Annotated in this window: 23 protein-coding genes; 7 read left to right on the top strand and 16 right to left on the bottom strand. The window is 67.7% G+C overall.

All coding sequences use genetic code 11. The features are described 5' to 3' along the window. Nucleotides 1-10: 10 nt before the first annotated feature. On the bottom strand, nt 11-1,162 hold the full coding sequence (gene ispG, locus ACIOTO_RS17160) for a flavodoxin-dependent (E)-4-hydroxy-3-methylbut-2-enyl-diphosphate synthase (RefSeq protein WP_181156187.1): 1,152 nt from the start codon (nt 1,160-1,162) through the stop codon (nt 11-13). A 60-nt stretch (nt 1,163-1,222) separates the two neighbouring features. Between ispG and ACIOTO_RS17155 the strand changes: the two genes are divergently transcribed. Together ACIOTO_RS17155 and ACIOTO_RS17150 are read left to right on the top strand one after the other, a co-directional pair. Continuing rightward, nucleotides 1,223-1,849 (top strand): pyroglutamyl-peptidase I, encoded by a 627-nt coding sequence (locus ACIOTO_RS17155; RefSeq protein ID WP_400858706.1) that lies wholly within the window; start codon nt 1,223-1,225, stop codon nt 1,847-1,849. Between the two features lie 171 nt (nt 1,850-2,020). Beyond that, nucleotides 2,021-3,904 (top strand): chorismate-binding protein, encoded by a 1,884-nt coding sequence (locus tag ACIOTO_RS17150; RefSeq protein WP_400858705.1) that lies wholly within the window; start codon nt 2,021-2,023, stop codon nt 3,902-3,904. 26 nt (nt 3,905-3,930) lie between these two features. Here the strand turns inward: ACIOTO_RS17150 and ACIOTO_RS17145 are convergent, their stop codons facing one another. After that, nucleotides 3,931-5,244 (bottom strand): M50 family metallopeptidase, encoded by a 1,314-nt coding sequence (locus tag ACIOTO_RS17145; protein WP_400858704.1) that lies wholly within the window; start codon nt 5,242-5,244, stop codon nt 3,931-3,933. Between the two features lie 65 nt (nt 5,245-5,309). Here ACIOTO_RS17145 and ACIOTO_RS17140 point away from each other — a divergent pair, with 65 nt between their 5' ends. The 3 genes from ACIOTO_RS17140 (at nt 5,310) to ACIOTO_RS17130 (ending at nt 8,397) form a co-directional block, all read left to right on the top strand. Then, complete coding sequence (locus tag ACIOTO_RS17140; RefSeq protein ID WP_400858703.1) at nt 5,310-5,894, top strand: hypothetical protein; 585 nt, start codon at nt 5,310-5,312, stop codon at nt 5,892-5,894. Between the two features lie 109 nt (nt 5,895-6,003). Continuing rightward, entirely contained in the window at nt 6,004-6,681 is a 678-nt protein-coding gene (locus tag ACIOTO_RS17135; protein WP_400858702.1) for a YcnI family protein, read from the top strand. A 93-nt stretch (nt 6,682-6,774) separates the two neighbouring features. Continuing rightward, entirely contained in the window at nt 6,775-8,397 is a 1,623-nt protein-coding gene (locus ACIOTO_RS17130) for a Mur ligase family protein (RefSeq protein ID WP_400858701.1), read from the top strand. A gap of 39 nt (nt 8,398-8,436) precedes the next feature. On the opposite strand, the gene dxr is transcribed toward ACIOTO_RS17130, so the two are convergent. From dxr to ACIOTO_RS17110, 4 genes are all read right to left on the bottom strand, one after another. Continuing rightward, a complete protein-coding gene (dxr, locus tag ACIOTO_RS17125) occupies nt 8,437-9,519 on the bottom strand; it encodes a 1-deoxy-D-xylulose-5-phosphate reductoisomerase (RefSeq protein ID WP_400858700.1) in 1,083 nt (360 codons plus the stop codon). A 37-nt stretch (nt 9,520-9,556) separates the two neighbouring features. Then, nucleotides 9,557-9,724, bottom strand: a complete 168-nt coding sequence (locus ACIOTO_RS17120; protein WP_400858699.1) for an FKBP-type peptidyl-prolyl cis-trans isomerase — start codon at nt 9,722-9,724, stop codon at nt 9,557-9,559. 229 nt (nt 9,725-9,953) lie between these two features. Further along, nucleotides 9,954-10,202, bottom strand: coding sequence for a hypothetical protein (locus ACIOTO_RS17115; protein WP_136025635.1), 249 nt, complete (start codon nt 10,200-10,202; stop codon nt 9,954-9,956). Between the two features lie 192 nt (nt 10,203-10,394). Continuing rightward, nucleotides 10,395-11,351 carry an FKBP-type peptidyl-prolyl cis-trans isomerase gene (locus ACIOTO_RS17110; protein ID WP_400858697.1) on the bottom strand — a complete coding sequence of 319 codons (957 nt, stop codon included), beginning with the start codon at nt 11,349-11,351 and terminating at the stop codon, nt 10,395-10,397. A gap of 123 nt (nt 11,352-11,474) precedes the next feature. On the opposite strand from ACIOTO_RS17110, the gene ACIOTO_RS17105 reads away from it, so the two are divergent. Further along, nucleotides 11,475-12,275 carry a 1-acyl-sn-glycerol-3-phosphate acyltransferase gene (locus ACIOTO_RS17105; protein ID WP_029261851.1) on the top strand — a complete coding sequence of 267 codons (801 nt, stop codon included), beginning with the start codon at nt 11,475-11,477 and terminating at the stop codon, nt 12,273-12,275. An 18-nt stretch (nt 12,276-12,293) separates the two neighbouring features. On the opposite strand, the gene ACIOTO_RS17100 is transcribed toward ACIOTO_RS17105, so the two are convergent. Beyond that, a complete protein-coding gene (locus ACIOTO_RS17100; RefSeq protein ID WP_029261852.1) occupies nt 12,294-12,788 on the bottom strand; it encodes an OsmC family protein in 495 nt (164 codons plus the stop codon). Between the two features lie 67 nt (nt 12,789-12,855). Here ACIOTO_RS17100 and ACIOTO_RS17095 point away from each other — a divergent pair, with 67 nt between their 5' ends. After that, nucleotides 12,856-13,851: an asparaginase gene (locus ACIOTO_RS17095; protein WP_400858696.1), complete on the top strand. Its 996-nt coding sequence runs from the start codon at nt 12,856-12,858 to the stop codon at nt 13,849-13,851. Nucleotides 13,852-13,901: 50 nt separating this feature from the next. Here the strand turns inward: ACIOTO_RS17095 and ACIOTO_RS17090 are convergent, their stop codons facing one another. The 9 genes from ACIOTO_RS17090 to atpA all read right to left on the bottom strand — a co-directional run bounded on the left by ACIOTO_RS17090 (nt 13,902) and on the right by atpA (nt 24,663). Next, nucleotides 13,902-16,640, bottom strand: a complete 2,739-nt coding sequence (locus tag ACIOTO_RS17090) for an FtsK/SpoIIIE domain-containing protein (protein ID WP_400858695.1) — start codon at nt 16,638-16,640, stop codon at nt 13,902-13,904. A gap of 57 nt (nt 16,641-16,697) precedes the next feature. After that, nucleotides 16,698-17,495: a PP2C family serine/threonine-protein phosphatase gene (locus ACIOTO_RS17085; RefSeq protein WP_105709735.1), complete on the bottom strand. Its 798-nt coding sequence runs from the start codon at nt 17,493-17,495 to the stop codon at nt 16,698-16,700. Nucleotides 17,496-17,576: 81 nt separating this feature from the next. After that, a complete protein-coding gene (locus ACIOTO_RS17080) occupies nt 17,577-18,560 on the bottom strand; it encodes an aldo/keto reductase (RefSeq protein ID WP_400858694.1) in 984 nt (327 codons plus the stop codon). Between the two features lie 89 nt (nt 18,561-18,649). Continuing rightward, on the bottom strand, nt 18,650-19,432 hold the full coding sequence (locus ACIOTO_RS17075) for a large exoprotein (protein WP_400858693.1): 783 nt from the start codon (nt 19,430-19,432) through the stop codon (nt 18,650-18,652). A 113-nt stretch (nt 19,433-19,545) separates the two neighbouring features. Next, the gene (locus ACIOTO_RS17070; protein ID WP_400858692.1) at nt 19,546-20,292 is read right to left on the bottom strand and encodes a YaaA family protein; all 747 of its coding nucleotides are present in this window, start codon (nt 20,290-20,292) and stop codon (nt 19,546-19,548) included. Between the two features lie 75 nt (nt 20,293-20,367). Next, complete coding sequence (locus tag ACIOTO_RS17065; RefSeq protein ID WP_017830988.1) at nt 20,368-20,628, bottom strand: F0F1 ATP synthase subunit epsilon; 261 nt, start codon at nt 20,626-20,628, stop codon at nt 20,368-20,370. A gap of 2 nt (nt 20,629-20,630) precedes the next feature. Beyond that, a complete protein-coding gene (gene atpD, locus ACIOTO_RS17060; RefSeq protein ID WP_017830989.1) occupies nt 20,631-22,085 on the bottom strand; it encodes a F0F1 ATP synthase subunit beta in 1,455 nt (484 codons plus the stop codon). 21 nt (nt 22,086-22,106) lie between these two features. Then, nucleotides 22,107-23,003 carry a F0F1 ATP synthase subunit gamma gene (locus tag ACIOTO_RS17055; RefSeq protein ID WP_029261860.1) on the bottom strand — a complete coding sequence of 299 codons (897 nt, stop codon included), beginning with the start codon at nt 23,001-23,003 and terminating at the stop codon, nt 22,107-22,109. Between the two features lie 19 nt (nt 23,004-23,022). Next, nucleotides 23,023-24,663, bottom strand: a complete 1,641-nt coding sequence (gene atpA, locus ACIOTO_RS17050; protein ID WP_029261861.1) for a F0F1 ATP synthase subunit alpha — start codon at nt 24,661-24,663, stop codon at nt 23,023-23,025. Nucleotides 24,664-24,677 lie beyond the last annotated feature (14 nt).

The following is a 24,677-nucleotide window of genomic DNA, read 5'->3' as shown; positions in this document are numbered from 1 at the left end:
TCCTCTGCGGTCAGACCGCGACGACCTGAGCGGTGCCGAGAGGCGCTTCGGGCCCCATCTCGGCAGCGATCCGGTTCGCCTCTTCGATCAGGGTCGCGACGATGTCCGCCTCCGGAACGGTCTTGATGACCTCGCCCTTGACGAAGATCTGCCCCTTGCCGTTGCCGGACGCCACGCCGAGGTCAGCTTCCCGAGCCTCACCGGGTCCGTTCACGACGCATCCCATGACAGCCACGCGCAGCGGCACCGTCATATCCTTGAGCCCCTCGGTGACGTCCTCGGCGAGCGTGTACACGTCGACCTGGGCACGACCGCACGAGGGGCACGAGACGATCTCGAGCTTGCGCTCGCGCAGGTTGAGCGACTGCAGGATCTGGTGTCCGACCTTGACCTCCTCCGCGGGAGGAGCAGACAGGGACACGCGGATGGTGTCGCCGATGCCCTCGCCGAGCAGGATGCCGAAGGCCGTCGCGCTCTTGATCGTCCCCTGGAATGCCGGGCCGGCCTCGGTCACGCCGAGATGCAGAGGCCAGTCGCCACGCTCGGCGAGCTGACGATAGGCCTTCACCATCACGATCGGGTCGTTGTGCTTGACCGAGATCTTGAAGTCGTGGAAGTCGTGCTCCTCGAACAGCGACGCCTCCCAGACAGCGCTCTCGACGAGTGCTTCGGCGGTCGCCTTGCCGTGCTTGGCGAGGATCCGACGGTCCAGGGAACCGGCGTTCACTCCGATTCGCAGCGAGACGCCCGCGGCTTTGGCGGCTGCCGCGATCTTGCCGACGTTGCCGTCGAACTCCCGGATGTTTCCCGGGTTTACACGAACGGCGCCACAACCGGCGTCGATCGCGGTGTAGATGTAGCGCGGCTGGAAGTGGATGTCGGCGATCACCGGGATCTGGCTCTTCATCGCGATGATCTTCAGGGCGTCCGCATCGTCTTGGTGCGGCACGGCGACACGAACGATCTCGCAGCCCGATGCCGTGAGTTCGGCGATCTGCTGCAGCGTCCCGTTGATGTCGGTCGTCTTCGTGGTCGTCATCGACTGCACGCTGACGGGAGCGTTGCCGCCCACGAGCACCTTGCCCACTTTGATCTGCCGAGACTTCCGGCGGGGGGCGAGGACTTCGGGGATCTTCGGCATTCCGAGGTTCACTGCTGGCACCCCTCAAGCCTACGCCGCCAGGATGCAAGTGGGCTGGACGGACGCACCTACGCTGGACCCATGGCGCTCATTCTTCTGACGGGCTTCGAGCCCTTCGACGGCGCATCCCGCAACCCGTCGGCCGATGCCGTGCACGCGGTCGCCGCCGACTACGACGGTCCGCACGAGCTCGTCGTCGCGACACTGCCCGTCGCTTTCGAGTCATCCGCGCGACGCCTCCGCGCGGTGATCGACCGGCACTCCCCCGACGCCGTCATCGCCACCGGGCTCGCCGGCGGGCGTCCGCAGATCGCGGTCGAGCGCATCGGCGTGAACCTGATGGACGCGCGCATCCCCGACAACGACGGCGCCCAGCCCGTCGATGCCGCCTGCGAACCCGATGGTCCCGCGGCCCGCTTCGCGACCCTTCCGGTCAAGCACCTGGTCCGGACTCTCACCGCGCACGGGCTGCCGGCGCAGCTCTCCCTGTCGGCGGGTTCCTACGTGTGCAATCACGTGCTCTACACCGCACTGGGCGCTGTCTCGGCCGACACCGTCGCAGGGTTCGTGCATCTTCCGTGGTCGACGAGCACCGCACCGGCGGAGGCTCCGCATCTCCCCGACGAGGTGTTGGCGCGTGCGGTGCGCCTCGTCGTGGATCATGCCCTCGACGCGGAGCTCGAGGAGCCCGGCGGAAGCATCTGGTGACGTCACCGCACCGAACCCGGCACCGGCGATGTGGTAGTTTCGGCCCCATGCTCGCGAACTTCACCTGGTGGCCCGCCTTCTAGGCGGTGTGTTCGCGTTCCCACGAATCCAGACCGCCTCCCGGGCGGTTTTTTCGTTGCGCCGAGCCGGAGCCTTGCACAGGAGACATCGATGACCCTCTCACGACTCGCCGAGCTCAGCGCCGACCCGGCAGCATCCTTCGTCCTGATCGCCCGCGACGGTGCCGACACCGTCGAACTGCTCAGCGGCGATGTGGTGGATGTCGAGCTGCTCGCCGACATCCCGCTCACGATCGACGGCGCCCCCCGCGAGATCTTCGCGATGGTCCCCTATCGTCAGGTGCGCGAACGCGGATTCGTCGCCCAGGACGACGGCGCTCCGCTGCGATGCGTCATCGTCGACGAGCATCTCCACCTGGCGACCTCGGAGCTGCTCGCGGCGCTCCCGACGGATCCCGTCCCCCTGCACGACGACGGGTTCGACATCGCGGATGCGGAGTATGCGGCGATCGTCGAGAAGGTCATCGCGGAGGAGATCGGTCGCGGCGAGGGCGCGAACTTCGTCATCCGGCGCGACTTCACCGCGGACATCGACATGGACGACCGGACGGCGGCGCTGACCTGGTTCCGCGCCCTGCTCACGCACGAACGCGGCGCGTACTGGACGTTCGCCGTCTTCACCCCCGGCCACATCGCCGTCGGCGCGAGCCCCGAGGCGCATGTCGTCGCCCGCGAGGGCGTCGTCACGATGAATCCGATCTCCGGGACGTTCCGTCACCCCGCAGGCGGGGCCACCAAAGAGACCCTGATCGACTTCCTCGCCTCCACCAAGGAGACCGAGGAGCTGTTCATGGTCGTGGATGAAGAGCTGAAGATGATGAGTGCCGTGTGCTCCGACGGTGGACGGATCACCGGTCCGCACCTGAAGGAGATGTCGCGACTCACGCACACCGAGTACATGCTGCGCGGACGCAGCACCCTGGACCCGCGCGACATCCTGCGCGAGACGATGTTCGCACCGACCGTGACCGGGTCCCCGATGCAGAACGCCTGCGCCGTGATCCGACGCCACGAACGGAAGCCTCGCGGATACTACTCGGGCGTCGCCGCACTGTTCACCCCGAACGCGGACGGCGGACACGACCTCGATGCGCCGATCCTGATCCGCACCGTGTACCTGCAGGACGGCGCGCTCAGTGTGCCCGTCGGTGCCACCCTGGTTCGTCACTCCGATCCGCAGGGAGAGGTCTCCGAGACCCATGGAAAGGCCGCAGGGGTGCTGGGTGCGATCGGTGCCATCGACCGGGACCGCGTGGCCGAGGCGCGCAGCGATGCCGATGCGCCGGCCGAGGAGCGTGCTCTCGCCGATGATCCCCAGGTCGCCGCGCTGCTCTCTTCACGCAATGCGCGCCTGGCCGAATTCTGGCTGAACCCGCAGGGCGAGGAGTTCACCGGCCCGTTCGTCGGACGCACCGCACTGGTCGTGGACGCGGAAGACCGGTTCACGACCATGCTCGCCCATCAGCTCCGTCACCTCGGTCTCACCGTGACCATCGCCGGATGGAGCGAGGTGCAGGATGCCGACCTCGATGCCGCCGACCTCGTCGTCGCGGGCCCGGGCCCCGGGGACCCCCGGGATCTGGAGAACCCCCGGATCGCCCGGATGCGCGAGGTGGTCGCCCGTCGCCTCGATGCAGGAGCCCCGTTGCTGGCGGTGTGCCTCAGCCACCAGATCCTCGCCGACCGACTCGGGGTGGCGCTGACCCCGCTCGACGCCCCGCATCAGGGCCTGCAGAAGTCCGTCCCGGTGTTCGAGGAGAATGCCTCGATCGGCTTCTACAACACGTTCACCGCACGCGTCCTCCCCGAGACGACGACGGTCGGGCCGGCAGAGGTCTCGGCCGATGCCGCCTCCGGCGACGTGTTCGCTCTCCGCGGTGCCCACTTCGCATCCGTCCAGGGACACCTCGAGTCGATCCTCTCGCGCGACGGCATCCGTACGCTCGAGCGCCTCGTGTCGCACGCATTCGCCTGAGCGCGCTCGGCGCCACCCCGGGAAGGTCAGCCGAGGAGACTCACCGGATTGAAGAGATCGGCGATCAGGAGCAGTGCGCCCATCGCGATCAGCAGTACCGCGACCACGACCGTCAGCGGGACGAGTTTCGTCGCATCGACGGGTGCAGGCGGCGGTCGGCGGAAGATCTTCGCCCACGCGCGCTTGATACCGTCCCAGAGAGCGACGACGATGTGACCGCCATCGAGCGGAAGCAGTGGGATGAGGTTGAACACGAAGAGGGCGATGTTCAGTGATCCCAGCAACTGGAGCAGGATCGCGAATCGATTGAGGATGGGCGCATCCGTCGCCGCCACCTCGCCGGCGAGCCGGCCGACGCCGACCACGCTCAGCGGTCCGTTCGGATCACGCTCGCCTCCGGTGACCAGGGAGACGCCGATGTCCCAGAGGCGAACCGGGAGCGTCACGATCAGCGAGGCGACCCTGCCGACGTTGTCGACGGCCATCTGCGGTCCCGCGCTCAGCGGTTGCTGCACGTAGCCCATCTGCGAGCCCATGCCGACGTAGCCGACCTCCTTGACCACGGGCTCACCGGAGTCGTCGAGGACGGGCTGTCCTGCCGCATCCGTGATCGTGCGCTCCGCAGCGATCGGCGTGATGCTCAAGGTCTGTTCGGCACCGTCGCGGAGCACCACCATGTCAAGGGTCTCGCCGGGAGCCGCCTGGACGATCGCCGTCGCTTCGGCGAAGTTGGACACGGGCTGCCCATCGACCGAGACGATCACGTCGCCCGGCTCGATCCCCGCTTCGGCCGCCGGGGACTCCGGATCCTCCGGAGTGCATTCGGTCTGGGTCGAGCCCGCCGGCACCACGCATTCCGTGACCGAAGCGATCGTGGTCGTGCCCTGCTGCAGGCCGATTCCGGAGAGCAGGATCGTGAAGATCACGGTCGCGAGCAGCAGGTTCATCACCGGCCCGCCGAGCATCACGATCACGCGCTTCCACACGGGCAGGCGGTAGAAGACGCGATCCTCGGCCCCTTCGGCGATGGTCTCGTCGTTCGCGGATCGGGCGTCCTGGATGAGCGATCGGAATACACCGGACGCGGGTCCCGAGCTCTTCGAGGGCGGGTACATCCCGGACATCGAGATGAAGCCACCCAGCGGCAGCATCTTGAATCCGTACTCGGTCTCGCCGATGCGCTTCGACCACAGGCGCGGTCCGAAACCGATCATGTACTGGCCGACGCGCACGCCGAAGAGCTTCGCGGGGACGAGATGGCCGACCTCGTGCAGACCGATCGAAAGGCCGAGGCCGATCAGCATGAAGAGGATGCCGCCCAGATAGAGCAGGAATTCCACGTGCCAACGCTACTGCCCCCAGCTAGGAATCCGCCCGACGACGCGGGCGCGGCTAGGGTGGAACCGTGAATGCCCGGCAGCTGCGACTCGTACGCGCCGCCGCCGTCTCATCCGTCGCGACACTGCTCGCCGCGCTCTCGCACACGTTCGGCGGCGGTGCCGCACCGCATCCGCTGCTGATCCTCGCGGTCGCGACCCTGCTCACACCGTTCTCGGCCCTGCTCGTGGGGACCAGACAGTCACGCGGTCGCGTGGCATCCGCCGTCTTCGTCGCGCAGGCCGCGTTTCATCTGCTGTTCCAGGCGCTGGGAGCGCCGACCGGCGCCGACGCGCTCGGCGGCGTCGGCCACGCCCACCACCTGAATCTCGATCTGCTCGGGCCCGCGACATCGGAGACATCCCTCAGCACGACGATGCTGCTCGCGCACCTCGCCGCCGCCGTGCTCACCACTGTGCTGGTCTGGCACAGCGAGACACTCCTGAGGAGCATCGTGCGGTGGGTCGAGGCGATGTTCCGGCGCGCCGCCGCAACTGCGCCCGCACAACACCGCCGACCGCCCCGCCTGCGCTCCACTCTCCTGCCTTCCTTCGATGCCGCCGTCGCGGCTGCTGTGCCCCGACGCGGGCCTCCTGCGCTCTTCCGCGACTGATCCACACGGATCCGTCGCACCGGAGTCGGCCGCCGTCCTGGCGGAACAACCCCCTCGCCGGGTGCGCCGTCGTCGCGCGCCCGCTTTTTCGAGCACCAGGAGATTCTTCATGTCCCGTACCACCCGTACCCGCACCCACCGCGCAGCCCTCGCCACCGCCGGCATCCTCGGTGGCGCCGTCCTCGCCCTCGCCGTCCCGACGATGGCGGGCGCGCACGTCGGCGTCAGCCCCGATGAACTCGCCGCCGGAGACCATGGCGTGCTCACCTTCTCGTTCTCGCACGGATGCGACAACTCCCCCACCACGGCCCTCCGCATCACGATGCCGGACGGACTCGCCTCCGTGGCGCCGACGATGGACGGTGACTGGAACATCGAGGTCGAGCGCGGTGACGACGGCCTCGTGAGCGCAGTCACCTACACCGCGCTGACGCCCGTACCGAACGATCTCCGCGGGGCGGTGAGCATGTCCGTCGGGCTCGACGAGAGCACTCCGGAGACGCTGGCCTTCCCCGTCGTGCAGGAGTGCGTCGACGGCGCGACCGAGTGGACCCAGCTCGCCGAGAAGGGAGAGGACCCCCACAGCCTGGACGCACCGGCACCGGTGGTCTCCGTCACAGACGCCGCGACCGACGGCCACGGTGATCATGGCTCCGCTGGATCGGCAGACGAGGCAGCGGCGACGACGACGACCGATCCGCTGGGGATCGCGCTCGGAGCCGGCGGACTCGTCGCCGGGATCGCCGCACTGATCGTCGCCGTCCTCGCCTACCGCCGCCGCGCCTGACGCCGTCCGACTCCTTGCGCACCCCCACGCGGGCGCGCAAGGAGTCGTGCCGCAGAGGTGTTCACCGTGCCGTCGTGAGATCATGGATCCGACATGTCGATTGAACAACAACCGAGCCTGCCTCCCGTGCTCCGCCCCGCGAACCCGCCCCGGCGTGAGCTGTCCGAACTCGCTTCCCGTTTCGCCCGCAGTGTGCGCGGCGACATCGACGGGATCGCCCTCTCCGGCATCACCCTCGCCACCGCGGATCTTCGCCCGGGCGAGGCCTTCGTCGCGATCAGGGGCGTCAACAGGCACGGTGCGGATTTCGCCGTCGCCGCTGCCGAGAAGGGCGCGGTCGCCGTCATCACCGACGAGCCCGGCGCTGCGATCGCCGAAGCTGCGGGGCTGCCGATCCTCGTGGTCGACGACCCGAGGGCGGTCCTCGGCGACCTGAGCGCCTGGGTGTACGGCACCGGCGCAGATGACCCGCTTCCGCTGCTGTTCGCCACGACGGGAACGAACGGGAAGACCAGCGTCTCCCACCTGCTCGAGGGCATCCTCGACCAGATCGGTGTCGTCACGGGGCTCTCATCGACCGCCGAACGTCACATCGCCGGTGAGGTCATCGTCTCGCGGCTGACGACCCCCGAGGCCTCCGAGATGCACGCACTCCTGGCCCTGATGCGCGAGCGCCAGGTCGAGGCCGTGGCGGTCGAGGTCAGCGCTCAGGCTCTGTCGCGCCACCGTGTCGACGGCATCCGATTCGACGTCGCCGGCTTCACCAACCTCAGCCACGACCACCTCGACGACTACGCCGACATGGAGGAGTACTTCGAGGCGAAGCTCCCGCTCTTCCGGCCGGACCGCGCCAAGCGCGGCGTCATCTGCCTCGATTCGCCGTCCGGCGCGATCGTGGTCGACCGCTCCGAGATCCCCGTCGTGACGGTGGGGACGCCCTCGATCGCCGACGACCCCGAGGCGGCGGCCGCCGCGGACTGGGTCGTCGTCATCGACGACGAGCGTGCGGCGGGCACCACTTTCACGATGACCGGCCCCGCAGGCTCCCTCACGACCACGGTCCCGGTGATCGGCCCGCACATGGCCGCGAACGCCGCGCTCGCGATCGTGATGCTCCTCGAGGGCGGCTACGACTGGCAGCGCATCGTCGATGCTCTCGCCCGCGATGAAGGCATCCGCGCCTATCTCCCCGGCCGTACCCAGCTGGTGTCCGGGGAACGCGGGCCTGCGGTGTTCGTCGACTTTGGCCACTCCCCCGACGCGTTCGAGAAGACGCTCGCCGCCGTGCGCCGCGTGACACCGGGCAAGGTGCTGATGCTCTTCGGCGCCGACGGCGACCGTGATGCGAGCAAGCGGTTCGACATGGCGCGCACCGCGGTCGAGGGCAGTGACATCCTCGTCGTCACCGACCATCACCCGCGCTTCGAGGATCCGGCCTCCATCCGGGCGACGCTGATCGAAGGTGCACGCAAGGCGCGACCGGATGCTGAGATCCACGAGGCCTCGCCGCCCGAGAACGCGATCATCACCGCGGTCGCGCTCGTGGGCGACGGCGACGCGATCCTCTGGGCAGGCCCGGGCCACCAGGACTACCGCGACATCCGCGGGGTGCGCACGCCGTACTCGGCGCGCGAGCTGGCACGCAGGGCTCTGCGCGCCGCAGGCTGGCCGGTTCCCGAACCCCGCTGGCCCGTTCCCTACGCCGACGAGGACTGACCCGGGAGCCGGGGCGGCAGACGTCGCTCCGGGTTCGGCTCAGCTCGCCGCGATCATCCGGTCCGCGGTCGCGCGCGCCCAGGCTTCGGCTGCGGCGAGCGTCTCCACGGTGAGCACGTCGGGTGCATCATGGGCGTCGAGGACACGCGCGATCGTGTCGACGATGCCCAGGAACGACAGCCGACCCTCGTGGAACGCGTTCACCGCCTGCTCGTTCGCCGCGTTGTAGACAGCGGGGAAAGTACCGCCCGCGCGGCCGACGGCCTTCGCGAGTGCGACCGAGGGGAAGGCCTCGCCGTCGAGCGGCTCGAACGTCCACGACGACGCCGTGGTCCAATCGAGCGGTCGTCCGACGCCTCCGACGCGGTGCGGCCAGTCCAGCCCGAGTGAGATCGGGAGTCGCATGTCGGGCGGTGAGGCCTGGGCGATCGTGGAGCCGTCGATGAACTCGACCATCGAGTGCACGATGGACTGCGGATGCACGACCACCTCGATGTCGTCGTAGGCGACATCGAACAGGAGGTGCGCCTCGATGACCTCGAGCCCCTTGTTCACGAGCGTGGCCGAGTTCGTCGTGACCATGCGTCCCATGTCCCATGTCGGGTGCGCGAGGGCCTCCGCGGGGGTCACATCGGACAGTTCTGCACGCGTACGACCGCGGAACGGGCCACCGGATGCCGTCACCACGAGGCGACGCACCTCGGCGTGGGTGCCGGCGAGCAAGGCTTGCGCCAGCGCCGAGTGCTCGGAGTCCACCGGGACGATCTGTCCGGGTGCGGCGGCGGCGAGTACCAGATCGCCGCCGACGATCAGCGACTCCTTGTTCGCCAGGGCCAGCGTGCGTCCTGCCTTCAGCGCCGCGAGAGTCGAGCCGAGTCCGATCGAGCCGGTGATGGCGTTGAGCACGACATCGGCCTCGACATCGCGGACGAGCTGCTCGGCCTCGTCCGCACCGAGCGCCGTGTCCTCGACCTGGAACTGCGCGGCCTGCTCACCCAGCATCTCGGCGTTCGAGCCGGCGGCGAGGCCGACCAGTTCGAACCGACGAGGATTGGCGCGGATGACATCCAACGCCTGGGTGCCGATGGAGCCGGTGGAGCCGAGGACGATGATGCGACGCATGACGCCAGCCTAGGACACGTCCTCGTCGCCGCCGTGACTACTGCTGGACAGGCGTGGTGGCGAGGATGTCGACGACGAAGACGAGGCTCTCCTTCTGGAGCTCGTGACCCTCGCTGGCACCGTAGCCGTCCGACGGCGGCATCACGACGACGACCTGAGAGCCGACCTTCTGACCTTCGAGCGCCTTCTGGAAGCCCGCGACCACACCCTTTGTCCTCGAACGTCGCGGCCTGGCCTACCGCGCTGCCCCATGGGGTGCACCACACGCCAACGCGGGGTGTCGCGCTCCGCACCGTCGTGAGCAAGCGACAAACTCGTAGGTGCGCGGGCAGCAGACGGCTCTAGTTCAGCGGTCGGCAATTCTGATGAAGCGGGAATCGCGAACTAGGAACGTCAGTGAGACAAGGTCGAACCCTGCCTCACGCGCGTAGGGGCTACTTCGTTTCGTACCAAAAGCTCCACGGCGAGTCGAACACGCCGTTGAAGGTGCAACGACTCGCGACGTTGTACCCCTGCACCTTCAGAGTCGCCTTGCCGATATTGCACTCAAACTCGGTCTTATAGAACGCTGAGGACTCGCGGATCGTGCCCGCCTGCGCGGCGGCAGGTACCGCGATGATCGCTCCTGCAAGCAACAAAGAAATACCGAAAGCACCCACGAGCCCCGCGCTCTTCTTGCTCATCCGCGACATGTTGAACTCCCTCAATCCAGGAATATACAGTATGTCCAAGGGTAGCATGTTAGATGACAGGTGACCTCCGGGGGTCGACAAAAGCGACAGCTTCCCGACGAATGACCTCGCCTCCGTGTTTCATCCCAAGGATGCAATGGCCGGGCCATCTCGGCGGCTCGCGGTTAAGCCAACCGCACCCGCCTACTGCTGGACAGGGGTGGTGGCGAGGATATCGACGACGAAGACGAGGCTCTCCTTCTGGAGCTCGTGTCCCTCGGTCGCACCGTAGCCGTCCGACGGCGGCATCACGACGACGACCTGAGAGCCGACCTTCTGTCCCTCGAGCGCCTTCTGGAAGCCCGCGACCACACCCGTGGTCTGGAACTGCGTCGGGGCGGCGTCGCGGCTCCAGCTGGAATCGAACTCCTTGCCGTCCGACCACTTGACGCCGAGGTACTGAACAACCACGAGGTCACCGGAGCCCACTGTGGCCCCATCACCTTGCTTGAGGACGGCGACGTTCGTCTCGGTCGGTGCGTCCCCGTCCGGGATCTTGACGGAGGGCTTGCCGTTGTCATCGAGCTTGACGGTCGGCATGCCCGGGGTCGGGTCGACGTCCTTGCCGGTCGCCACCTCGGGGAGCTGCTCGACAGCCTCGGCGTACACGACTTTGGCGGTACCACCCTCTCCGAAGACCTTTCCGGGAAGCGCGAGAACCACCTGAGTACCAAGCGGCTGGCACTCGAGGGCTGCGATGAACAGTGACGCACTGTTCTGGTCGAGCAGGACGGAGGCTTCTCCTCCCTCGCTGCGAGCGGAAGAGTCGACGACCTCGCCCGTCGCCGCATCGACGATCTGGAACTTCACACCCACGAGGTCGTTCGCGACGACCTCGTCACCATCTCCCTCGGAGATGATGGTGCGCTCGACGTCAGCGAAAGGCGCGTCCGCGGGCACGGTGACCTTCGCGTCGAGGCCCTTTCCCTCGACGACGACCGCGTCAGACGTCTCGCCCGGCTGCGCGTCCAGCAAGCACTCACTCGACGCGGTCGGGCTCGGCGTACCGGAGCTCGACGGCGCGGAACTGCCGGAGCAGCCTGCGAGCAGCAGAGTCGCCGCGGCGACGGTGGACAGAACGATGAGCGGACGCTTGCGCACAGTGAGACCTCGGGATCGCGGGTGGGAACCTCCATCCTGCCGTATAGCCCTTTGCCCCCGCTGGGAGGCACGGCGCGACTCTTCATTCCCACGCCGGCATGGATCCGGGAGTAACCTGCTCTGATGACCTCTGAGCAGTCCGTCGAGCCCGAATCCTCGTCAGAAGAGGAATCCTCGTCGTCAGATGAGACTGCCAAGCCCCGTCACGCCGGGTTCGCCTACACACTCGGACGCAGTCTCATCACTCCGCTGGCGCGGCTCGTGTACCGGCCGAAGATCGAGGGCCGCGAGAACGTTCCTCTGACCGGGCCCGTCATCTTCGCCAGCAACCACCTGTCATTCATCGACTCGATCGCGATCCCGGTCGCCGCACCCCGGCCCGTGCACTTCCTCGCGAAGTCGACCTACTTCGAAGGCACCGGCTTCCAGGGCTGGATGAGCAAGACCTTCTTCGAGTCGATCGGTGCCATCCCCGTGCGCCGCGGTGCCGGCCAAGCGGCTCTGGATGCTCTCGACCTGCAGCGTCAGCTCCTCGACGAGGGACTCGCCGTCGCGCTCTACCCGGAGGGCACGCGCTCCACCGATGGCCGCCTCTACAAGGGGCGTACCGGGGTCGCGTTCCTCGCGCTCCAGACGGGCGCCCCCGTCGTGCCGGTCGGGCTGATCGGGACGGACAAGGTGATGCCGGTCGGGGCGAAGATGCCTACGCTCTCCGAGCGCATCACGGTGCGATTCGGGGCGCCACTCGATCTGTCACCGCACGGACCTGCGACCAGCGGGCGTGCGCGGCGCCTGGCGACGGATGAGATCATGGCTGCGATCCACGCTCTGTCCGGTCAGGAACTCGCCGGAGCGTACAACGAGGCTCCTGCGCAGGGCACGATCGAGAAGATCAAGCAGGCGCTCCCGCACGAGCGTCGCTGACACCCGTGCCGCGCTGACTCACTCGACGGCGCGAACGGTCGCCTCGTGGCGCACCGGGAAGTTCATCGAGTTCGCGATGAAGCACCATTCGTTCGCCTGCGCGTGGGCCCGCTCGGCCGCCTCGATCATCGACGCGTCCGCCACGACGACCTCGGGCCGCAGCATCACCTCGACGAATGCCCCGCCGCCCTTGCCGTCTTCGCGCATCATCCCGCTCGCGTCGTCGCGGTAGGAGACGACGACCACCCCGGCCGTCACGCACGCGTGCAGGTACGAGAGCAGGTGGCACTCGGAGAGTGAGGCGAGCAGGAGGTCTTCCGGATTCCACCGCGAGGGATCGCCGCGGAACGGCTTGTCCGCCGATGCGAGCAGCTCCGGCTTGCCGTCGACTTCGATGGTGACTTCGCGGCGGTAGTCCCGGTAGCCGGAGGTACCCGTACCGGTGTTTCCGGTCCAGACCGAGGTGAGCGCGTAGTGATGTTCGCCGAGGGCGCGGGGGGTCGACTCTGCCATGTCTTCAGTCTGCCAGGGGCCGCCGACCCGAGGTGAGCGATGGCGTGCCCGGCGCTAGAGTTGACGGGTGCTGGAGACTCTCACCGTTCAGGATTCCGTGGAACTCGCCGTCGTCGAACGGAGTGGATTCGTCGAATCGCGTCACGCCGGCGCAGCGATCGTGCTCTCTTCCGATGGTGACATCGTCGCCCGCCACGGCAACCCCGACGCGTTGATCCTGCCCCGCTCGAGCCTCAAGCCCCTGCAGGCGGTGGCCTGCATCACAGCAGGTGCGGTGCTCGAGGGCGAACAGCTCGCGATCTCCACGGCGAGCCATGTCGGCACCGACCGGCACGCCTCCGTCGTTCGCGACATCCTCACCGAAGGCGGGCTGACCGAGGACGACCTGGCGTGCCCGGCGTCCTGGCCGAGTGATTCGGCGACGCGCGATGACCTCGTCCGCGAGCACGGTGAGCCGACGCGCGTGCGGATGAACTGCTCCGGAAAGCATGCCGCGATGCTGCGTGCGTGCGTGGCGACCGGTTGGCCGACCACCGGCTATCTCGACCCAGCGCATCCGCTGCAGGTGCACATTCGCGACGTCGTCGAGCGTCTCACGGGCGAGAAGGTCGCCCACACGGCGATCGACGGGTGCGGGGCGCCGGTCCACGCGATGACGCTCACCGCCCTCGCGCGGGGCATCCACCGCATCGGCACCGCCTCCGACCGCTCGCCCTTCGCCCTTCATCGCGTCGCCGGTTCGTTGGTGCGGGCGGTGCGAGAGAGCCCGTGGACGATCGAAGGACCGGGCCGCCCCGACACGATCGCGATCGAGAAACTCGGAGTCTTCACCAAGCACGGCGCCGAAGGCGTCATGGTGATGGTCGCCCCGAACGGCACGACCGTCGCATTGAAGATGCTGGACGGCGCGACGCGCGCGTCGACGATCGTGGCGGCGACGCTCCTCGAGCGCGCAGGGGGCCTGAGCAGCGCTGAGGTCGCGACGCTGTCGGAGGCACTCCCCCTCACGGTTTCGGGCGGCGGCTCGATCGTCGGCGCGATCCGTCCCGGCGCCGGTATCTGACGCACCCGTCATTACCGAGCCGAGCCGAGCCCAGCCGAGACTCTCACTGCTCATCGCGGCGACAGTGCAGGAAGGACGACGCGACGCGGCGCTCCGGCACCACGGACGGACCAGGCTCGGCCGGCGTGGGTGCGCGCGTACGGCGGGAGTTCCCGCACGCCCGCGAGCTGACGGAGATCGGACTGCTGCTCGGCACGGATCAGCACTTCGCCCTCCCCTCGGATGCGCTGCCACAACGGCCAGTTGCGCTGCCACACCTCCGCGTCCCCCACGACGAGGCAGGGACGGTCGCGCTGTGTCGGCTCCACCCCGGCAGCGATGACCTCGCACCCCGGATGCGCCGCACGCAGCATCTCTACGACCGAAGCAGCTCCGGCGGTCACGACGGCGGTGATCGCGCACGACGGCGCCCAGGCCGGAGGCGTGACGGGAGCAGCGGGAACCTCCGCGTGTTCCGGGACCCATGCCAGCTGCACCTCGCGGTCGCCGATGTGGGCACGGCCGGGAGAGCGGTCGCGGATGTATGACGAGGCCTCTCCCCCGGCCGCGAGATGCTCCACTCGGCTCGGCATCCGAAGCAGCGCTCGTCGCGGCAGAGCATCGATCAGTCGTCCCAGCGGGCCCGCCGCCCTTGTCGCCGCCAGCACGAAGGTGGTCTCCCCGCGGCCGCGGAGAAGCTGCTCCCACCGTTGCGTGTATTGCTGACCGTACTCGGGGGGAAGAGTCGAGAGCACCCCGTCGATGTCGTCGCCGAGGACGAGCGACGGCATCCGTTCACTCCCCACGGCCCACGCCGTGAGGAGGTCCCACGCCGCCTCGGGGTCGTTCGGCACCCACGCGGCATCAGGCCACTGCGCAGCCAGGGCCCGCAAAGCGGTGGAGCGACCCGACCCCGGCGCCCCCAGCAGCACGATTCCTCGATCCTGCCCACAGCGCAAAAGCTCGAGTGGCTGAGTTTGGCGGGCGGGTTCGTCGGCTCGCCCGAGCACGATGGCATCCGGACCCAGCGCGGCAGAAGCGACGAGGTCCGCGAGCGGGATCCGTGTGGGAAGCGCGGCGAGCCACGGGCTGCGGGGCGGATCGGCCGCCGCCCACCGCAGCCCCACCGCTCGCAGATCCGCGGGACTCGTCAGCGCGATGCGGATCGCCGACGGCTCGGGGTCGGCCGGACGGCGCACGAGAGCGAGGCCCCGCGACTCCCCTCCGCCGGGGAGTTCCGCCGCGGCGTCCGTTCCGATCATGCGCCTGCTGTCCGCGGCATCCCCGACCCGCAGACTGACTCGGAGCGGACAGTTGGCCGCCAGCGCATCCCTCACGACTCCGGCAGCGCGTTGTGTGCCGAGGATGAGGTGCATGCCCAGCGCCCGCCCCCGTGCAGCGACGTCGGTGAAGACAGCCCCCAGGTCGGGATGCTCCGCCAGCAGCGCCGCGAATTCATCGACGACGATGACCAACCGTGGCATCCCCACCTCTCGAACGTCCCGAGCACCGGCTTCGGCGAGAACGCCTTCCCGGCGGCGAAGCTCGGCGGTCAGACTGGAGACGCCTCGCCGGGCACCGCCCTCATCGAGATCCGTGATGACCGCTGCGACCTGCCGCAACCCGCGCAACGGCTCGAATGCGGTCCCCCCTTTGAAGTCCGCGAGCACGAACGTCACTCGGTCCGGCCCGTAGACCGCGGAGATGGCGGTGACCCAGCTGACCAGAAGCTCGCTCTTGCCGGTGCCCGTCGTTCCCGTCACGATGGCGTGAGGACCGTCTTCGACGATGTCGACGACCAGCTGTCCGTGCTCGTTCCGACCGATGGCGGCGGCCAGACCGCCGCCTGGTCGTGGCTGCTCCAGCTCGTGCAGAACGACGGAGTCGGGAAGCACATCGATCTCGCCGGCCGCCGACGCATGCTCGCGAGCGATGATCCCCGCTTGTGCGCGTGAGACGCACTCGACGGAGACGACGGCGGTGCCCTGAGGGGTGCGCAGCCGGGCACGTCCTGGTTCGATGATGTCGATCACCGTCGTGATCCCCGCCGGAACCTCGGCGTCGGCCGGCGCCAACCAGACCACGGCATCGGCATCCATCCGGATCGCGTCGCCCGACCCGATCCCGACCCGGAAGCCACCCCTGCGCGCGCGCCGCGCATGCGGCAGCGCGTCCAGCCCACACTCGCGGAGTTCAGCGCCCACGAGCGACAGCTGCGCCGCGCTGAAGCGAAGACTCAGTTGCAGCAGGAGCGCGCGCGCCGCGGCGACGATCACCGGCCGCGCGCCGCGCAGACACACTCCTCCGCCCAGCGGCACGACGATCGGGGCGTCGTCGAGCACTCCGCAACGGTCGCGGAACTCACGACCACGACCGTCTTCGCCCCCGCTGCACCGGATTCCGCTCGGCGCACTCCCGGCCCCCACCACGAGGGCGGTTGCACTATCCGGCGACTCCGCTCCACGGAGAGGAGGCTGCAGGAGACTCGCCGCGGTATCGGGGTGGCGGAGCCACCGGGTCTCACGCTCCTCCCGGTGGCGGAGTACGAGTTCGGCCTCGGCCGCCGCCCAGTCCTGCTCGGACTGCGCAGCGCCGCGCCGACGTTCACGTCGCCGGTTGCGCGCCGCGTCCGCGAACGATGCCACGATCATCAACGGTCCCAGCGCGGCGAAGCACAGCGCGAACACGGATCCGGTGATCAGCCAGAGCACGACCCCTGCAGCTATCGGAACGATCGCCGCCATGAAAGGGAGTGGAGCACGGCGCAACGGCACCGGGGCCGACGGGAGCACGATCGGGAGGGGTTCCATGCGTCCAGTGGATCGCATGCCCTTCCGGAGAACGGCGCTGTCCACAGCGCCCCGCGGCTACTCCGTCGTGTCTTCGATTGGGGAGGACGAGTCGTCCTCGTCTTCAACCTGCACGATGATGAGTGTCACGTTGTCACGCCCGCCATTCTCCAACGCCGCGGCGAGCATGGCGTCCACACTGTGGCCCGGGTCGCGGTGCTCCCTGAGGAAGTGCTGGATCCCGTAATCGGTGAGCTCCTTGGTGAGCCCGTCGGAGCAGATGACGAATCGATCGCCGGCGCGCACGTCGATCGTCACGTAGTCCGGCGCCGTGAGCTCGCTCGCACCCACCGCCCTCGTGATCACGTTGCTGTACGGGTGCCCTTCGGCCTCCTCGGGACTGAGCTTGCCCGCCGTGATCAGCTCCTGCACGACCGAATGATCTGTCGTGACCTGGACGAGGCGGTCATCGCGAAGAAGGTAGACACGGGAATCCCCGATGTTCAGAGCCACCCACTGGGCTTGATCGCCCGTGATGGCGAAGAAGACGCCGGTGAGAGTGGTGCCGGTGCCCTCGTCGGTCGTCTCGGGGTGGTCGGCGATGTCGCCCACCGCCTGTTCGAGCGCTTTCTCGATCGCAGGACCGTTGACATCGCCCGCGGAGACGACGGCTTGAAGCCGCTCTACCGTGCTGCGGCTCGCGATCTCTCCACCCGCGTGGCCGCCCATGCCGTCCGCGACGACGAACAGGGGGAACTCCGCAAGGAACGCATCCTGATTCGTCTCTCGACGACGACCGAGATCGGTGACCCCTGCCCAGGACAGCAGCAATGCGCGCTGCGCAACCGTGACGCGATGCGTCTTCGTCTCAGCCACGTGCTGCCTCCGATGGATCTGCGACGGGTCGGGCGTCCGCAGGATACTCACACATCGTAGTAGAACTCCCCCGCACCGCGGTCACACCCGGGCGCCCGGGTCGGCCGGCAGAGGGAACAGCTCGTCGATGATCTTCTCGTCTTCGACGCTCGGCCGCCACGAATCACCCGCTGCCGCGTTCGCTTCGACCTGCTCGGGTGTCGTCGCACCGGCTATGACGCTGGAAACCGCCGGCCGCGAGAGAAGCCAACCGAAGGAAGCCTCCAACATCGTTATGCCGCGCTCGTCGCAGAAGTCGCGGAAGGTGTCGATGGCATCCCAGGGCGCGTTCTCCCAGACATGGCGACGCGTGGACATGATGCGGCTCGAGGCCGGTCCCCCGTCGCGCGTGAACTTGCCCGAGAGGAGTCCGTTGTGCAGCGGGAAGTACGGGAAGAAGCCCAGGGCGTATCTCTCCACGGCCGGCAGCACCTCGCGTTCGGCCGCGCGCGCGAGCAGGGAGTAGTGGTTCTGTGCGGAGATGAATCTGCCCGAAGATCGCGCGCGGGACGTGAACTCCGCTTCGGCGATCTGCCATCCGGTGAAATTCGAGTGCCCGTAGTAGCGGATCTTGCCTTCACGCACGAGCTCGTCGAGGGCGTCCGTCGTCTCGGCGATCGGCGTCTCCGGGTCCGGCAGATGCAGCTGATACAGGTCGATCCAGTCGGTTCGAAGCCGCCGCAGCGACTCCTCCACCGCCCGCCGGACGTAGCGGCGAGAACCACGGGCCGCGGGGAACTCGTAGCCCATGTCCCGTTCCTGGCCGAACTTCGTGGCCAGCACCACACGGTCTCGACGCCCCTCGAGGGCTTCACCCATCAGCGCCTCACTCGCGCCGGCCACCGCACCGTACATGTCAGCGGTGTCGAAGAACGTGATGCCGTAGGCGAGTGCCGCATCGATCACCTCTCTCGTGCCGGAGAGCGTCTCGGTCACCGTCCCCGCTCGACCGAAGTTGTTGCAGCCGAGGCCGGTGGATGACACGAGAAGACCGGAAGCGCCCACTCGGCGCTGAGACAAGACCATGCCCTCCACGTTAGCGGGCGTGTCGGAACGGTGACCAGCCAGGACAGCACAGAGCCCCCGACCGAAGTCGAGGGCTCCGTGTCAGATGATCACGCCGGAGGCTGAGTGGGATCGCTCGGCGGTGCCGGCGGAGCAGCGGGCGGTGCCGGCGGAGCCGCAGGCGGTGCAGTGGACGGCGCGGGCGGAGTGGTCGGCGGTGCCGCCGGAGGTGCCGGCGGGGTGGTGGGCGGCACCGGCGGGACGGGCGCACCCGTGGCCGGAGCAGCAGGCCCTGCAGGCGGAGCGTAGCCGGGCTGAGCGGGCGGGGCGTAGCCCTGCGGTGCCGGAGGGGCGTACCCCTGCGGTGCGCCGTATCCGGGAGCAGCGGCGGCGGGCTTGGGCTGAACCGGAATGCCCTGCCACACCGTGTTGTCACCGAGGAATCCGTTGTTCGCCCAGGGCGCGGGAACGATGTTCGGGTTCCAGCGCGACTTGTCGAAAGCGTTGATGCCGAGCCAGATCAAGGCACCGATACCGGGGATCAGGCCCAGGAGGATCCAGACGGCATCCTTCTGCAGTTTGAGACCCACGCGCCAGGCGACGATCACGATGACCGCGACATAGGCGATCCACGAGATGTAGTTCAGGATCGGAATGATGTTGATCACGATGGCGCCGAGCATCACCCACGGCGACACATCGCCGAGCTTCGCGAGGATCATGGCGTTGTAGACGGGCACCCACGCTCGCCACTTGCCCTCGACTCCGGCCTTCTCGAAGATCTTCATCAGGAACAGCGACGAGAGGACGTACCCCGCTATCGCGAAGATGAAGCCGAAGACGATCAGGATGCCGAAAACGGCCAACGAGCCTGTGTCGTAATAGTCGTACATGGTCCCCTCCGGATCCAATATTCGGCACGGGTCGCGCCGCGTGACAACCATAGCGGGGAGACCACAGGCGAGCAAAGACCCACGCGGAAGCGGTCATGCGCGGACTTGCGCGGTCACTCGTGGACGACGAGCTCCAGAACACCCGGCTGCTCCGTGTCACGCAGCACGACGCCTCGGCTCTCGGCCCAGCGCCGGAGGGAGCGGAGGGAAGCCACACGGGGCCGATCTTCGGCGAGGGCACGCACGAGCAACCCCTTGGACTTCTTGTTGAAGTGGTTCAGCGCCCGGCCGTGCTCAGTGACGACGCGGACATAGGCGGAGGGCACAGTGTCGGGCACAGGCCCCAGCGCCACATACGCCTCACTTCGCAGATCGAGCACGAAGGACGGTGACGCCTCCGCGATCGCCGCTGACGTGGCCTCCGCCCAGTGCTTCCGCAACCCAGGGAAGCGCGGCAGCGAAGTCCCGGCGGCCAGGCGATAGGTCGGCACCGCGTCCAGCGCACCGACGGGACCGAGAGGTGCACTGTGGATCCAGACGTGCTCCCCCAGCCACCGACGCGATGCTTCGGAGAGACCGCGTGCATCGAGCGCATCGAAGAGCACGCCCGTGTATCGATCGATCGCGGGCATCGTGGGCGCCGTCCGTAGCCGCCGGTTGTGCGCGATCTCGCCCATCTGGCGCTCGCTCAACTTGAGCACGCGTCGCGAGACCTCTTCGTCGGCTGCGAGGTCGACGAGGGCATCCAGCACGGCGGATCGATGCGCACTCAGCGACGGCAGCGAGAGGGAGGCGATGTCGAGCGGGACATCATGACCGCCCTCGCGCTTCGTCTCCGACGGCGGAAGCAGGATCTTCATGGAACCTCGGTGAATGCAGACGCGTCCGCCTCGGGACCCGAGGGGCACCGAGGCGGACGCGTCGAAACGGAAATGCTAGGCGATGAGAGCCGCGTTGCCGGCCACGATCGTCAGGGTGTCGCCCTCCATGGAGAGGAACCCGTCCTGCGCGTTGGCCAGCACCTTCGTGCCATCCGACTGCGTGATGCGGACCTGGCCCTCAGCGAGGATGGCCAGCACCGGCTCATGGCCGGTCATGAAGCCGATCTCGCCCTCGACGGTCTTGGCGACCACGAGGCTCGCCTCTCCCGTCCAGACCTCCGCATCCGCGGAGACGAGGCTGACGTGGAGCGCCATGGTCAGCCGTTCTCCTTCTGGATCTTCGCCCACTGCTCTTCGACGTCGGAGATGCCACCGACGTTGAAGAAGGCCTGCTCGGCGACGTGGTCGAAGTCACCGCGCGTGATCGCATCGAAGGACTCGATGGTCTCCTTGAGCGGGACGGTCGAACCCTCGACACCGGTGAACTTCTTCGCCATGTAGGTGTTCTGCGAGAGGAACTGCTGGATGCGACGTGCACGCGACACGACGATCTTGTCTTCCTCGGAGAGCTCGTCGACACCGAGGATGGCGATGATCTCCTGCAGTTCCTTGTTCTTCTGGAGGATCTGCTTGACCGTCGTGGCGACGCGGTAGTGGTCCTCGCCCAAGTAGCGGGGGTCCATGATGCGCGACGTCGAGGTCAGCGGGTCGATGGCCGGGTACAGACCCTTCGAGGCGATCTCACGAGAGAGCTCGGTCGTCGCGTCGAGGTGGGCGAACGTCGTCGCCGGAGCCGGGTCGGTGTAGTCATCGGCCGGCACGTAGATCGCCTGCAGCGAGGTGATCGAGTGACCACGCGTCGAGGTGATGCGCTCCTGGAGCACACCCATCTCGTCGGCGAGGTTCGGCTGGTAACCCACGGCGGAGGGCATGCGGCCCAGCAGCGTGGAGACCTCGGAACCGGCCTGCGTGAAGCGGAAGATGTTGTCGATGAACAGCAGCACATCCTGCTTCTGCACGTCACGGAAGTACTCCGCCATCGTCAGGGCCGACAGGGCGACGCGCAGACGCGTTCCCGGCGGCTCGTCCATCTGGCCGAACACCAGGGCGGTCTTGTCGAAGACGCCCGCTTCTTCCATCTCGTGGATGAGGTCGTTGCCCTCACGGGTGCGCTCACCGACACCGGCGAACACAGACACACCACCGTGGTCCTGCGCGACGCGCTGGATCATCTCCTGGATGAGGACGGTCTTGCCGACACCGGCACCACCGAACAGGCCGATCTTTCCACCCAGCACGTACGGGGTGAGGAGGTCGATCGACTTGATGCCGGTCTCGAACATCTGAGTCTTGGACTCGAGCTGGTCGAAGTTCGGCGCCTTGCGGTGGATGGGCCAGCGCTCGGTGACCTCGATGGTCTCGCCGGGCTCGAGGTTGAGCACCTCGCCGATGACGTTGAACACCTTGCCCTTGGTCACGTCGCCGACGGGGACCGAGATGGCCTCGCCGGTGTCGCGGACTTCCTGGCCGCGGACGATGCCGTCGGTCGGGTTCAGGGCGATGGCGCGGACGAGGTCGTCGCCGAGGTGCTGTGCGACCTCGAGCGTGATCTCGGTGGACTCTTCGCCCATCGCGATCGTGGTCTTCAGCGCGTTGTAGATGTCGGGGATCGAGTCATGAGGGAACTCGATGTCGACAACCGGACCGTTGACGCGTGCGACGCGCCCGACGACCGCGGTCGCCGGCTGGTCAGCCGGAGCGGTGAGGGTCATTTTCGTCTCTTTCCTGATGGTCTATTTGCTCGAGAGGGCGTCGGCGCCGCCGACGATCTCGGCGATCTGCTGCGTGATCTCCGCCTGGCGCGCGTTGTTGCGCAGGCGGGTGTAGTCGGTGATGAGCTTGTCGGCGTTGTCGCTGGCCGACTTCATCGCCTTCTGCGTCGCGGCCTGCTTGGCAGCAGACGACTGCAGGAGAGCGTTGAAGACGCGGCTCTGGATGTACACCGGCAGGATCGCATCGAGAACGGTCTCGGCATCCGGCTCGAACTCGTACAGCGGGTAAACGGTGTTACCTGCTTCCGACTCATCGGCTTCCGTGATCTCCAGCGGGAGCAGGCGCACGGACTCGGGCGACTGCGTCATCATGCTGACGAAACGGTTGTACACGAGGTGGATCTCGTCGACGCCGCCGTCCTGTCCCCCGCGGGAGAAGGAATCGAGCAGCGTCGCGGAGATCTCCTCCGCGGTGTGGAACGACGGGGTATCGGTGTCGCCGGTCCACTCCGCAGCGGCAGCGAGGCGTCGGAACTGGAAGTATCCGACGGCCTTGCGACCGATGAGGTAGAAGACCGGCTCCTTGCCCTGCTCGCGCAGGAGCTCCGCCACCTCGAGACCCTCACGGAGGATCTGCGAGTTGAAGGCTCCGGCGAGACCGCGGTCCGACGAGAAGATCACGACCGCGGAGCGGGTGATGTTCTCGGACTCGCGGGTCAGCGGGTGATCCACGTTCGAGTGCGTCGCGACGGCAGACACGGCCCTCGTCACGGCTCGCGCGAAGGGTGTGGACGCCTTGACGCGTGCCATCGCCTTCTGGATGCGCGAAGCCGCGATGAGTTCCATCGCCTTCGTGATCTTCTTGGTCGTCTGAGCAGAAGAGATCTTCTGCTTGTAGACCCTGAGTTGAGCGCCCATATGTCAATACCTCACGCGGTTACGCGCGACGACCCTTGACGATCTTCTCCTGGTTGACGTCCTCAGCCTCGGCTGCAGCGTGCTCCTCGTGGCCGGGAGCGCCGATGCTGGCGCCCTTGCCACCCTGGAACTCCAGGATGAAGGCATCCGTCTGCTTCTCGAGCTCGGCGACCGTGGCGTCATCGAGGACGTTGGTGTCGCGGAGCGTCTCGAGAACCTTGGTGTTGCGACGCAGGTAGTCCAGGAGTTCGCGCTCGAAGCGCAGGACATCCGAGACCTCGATCGTGTCGAGCTTGCCGTTCGTTCCGGCCCAGATCGAGACGACCTGCTCCTCGACGGGATACGGGGAGTACTGCGGCTGCTTGAGCAGCTCGGTCAGACGCGCACCACGGGAGAGCTGACGACGCGAAGCCGCGTCGAGGTCGGACGCGAACATCGCGAACGCCTCGAGGGAGCGGTACTGCGCGAGCTCCAGCTTCAGCGTTCCGGAGACCTTCTTGATCGACTTGACCTGCGCGTCACCACCGACTCGCGAGACCGAGATACCCACGTCGACCGCCGGACGCTGGTTGGCGTTGAAGAGGTCGGACTGGAGGAAGATCTGGCCGTCGGTGATCGAGATCACGTTGGTCGGGATGTATGCCGAGACGTCGTTGGCCTTGGTCTCGATGATCGGGAGACCCGTCATGGAACCTGCGCCGAGCTCGTCGGACAGCTTCGCGCAACGCTCGAGCAGACGCGAGTGCAGGTAGAAGACGTCACCCGGGTATGCCTCGCGGCCCGGCGGACGGCGAAGGAGCAGGGACACGGCACGGTAGGCCTCGGCCTGCTTCGACAGGTCATCGAAGATGATGAGGACGTGCTTGCCGCCGTACATCCAGTGCTGACCGATGGCCGAGCCCGTGTAGGGGGCGAGGTACTTGAAGCCGGCGGGGTCGGATGCCGGAGCCGCCACGATCGTGGTGTACTCCAGGGCTCCGGCCTCTTCGAGCGCGCCCTTCACCGAAGCGATGGTCGAGCCCTTCTGGCCGATGGCGACGTAGATGCAGCGGACCTGCTTGTTGACGTCGCCCGACTCCCAGTTGGCCTTCTGGTTGATGATCGTGTCGATCGCGATGGCCGTCTTGCCGGTCTGGCGGTCACCGATGATCAGCTGACGCTGGCCACGGCCGACGGGGATCATCGCGTCGATCGCCTTGATGCCGGTCTGCATCGGCTCGTGCACCGACTTACGCTGCATGACGCCGGGCGCCTGCAGCTCGAGAGCGCGGACGCTCTCGGTCTCGATGGCGCCCAGGCCGTCGATCGGGGTACCAAGCGGGTCGACCACGCGGCCGAGGTAGCCGTCGCCGACCGGGACCGAGAGGACCTCGCCCGTGCGGGTGACTTCCTGGCCGGCCTCGACACCGGTGAACTCGCCGAGGACGACGACACCGATCTCGTGCTCGTTCAGGCTCTGTGCGAGTCCCTTGGTGCCGTCGGCGAAGATGACGAGCTCGTTCGCCATGACGCCGGGAAGTCCCTCGACGTGCGCGATGCCGTCTGCGGCGTCGATGACGGTGCCGACCTCGGTCGCCCCGGCCCCGGAGGGCTCGTATGCTGCGGCGAAGTCCTTCAGCGCGTCACGGATGACGTCGGGGCTGATCGATAGTTCTGCCATTGTCTTCCCTTTGT

It is taken from the genome of Microbacterium sp. NPDC087592, assembly GCF_044743585.1.
GTDB lineage: Bacteria > Actinomycetota > Actinomycetes > Actinomycetales > Microbacteriaceae > Microbacterium.
The sequence above is the reverse complement of the archived record's forward strand: the minus strand, read 5'-3'. Positions and strand labels throughout refer to the sequence as shown.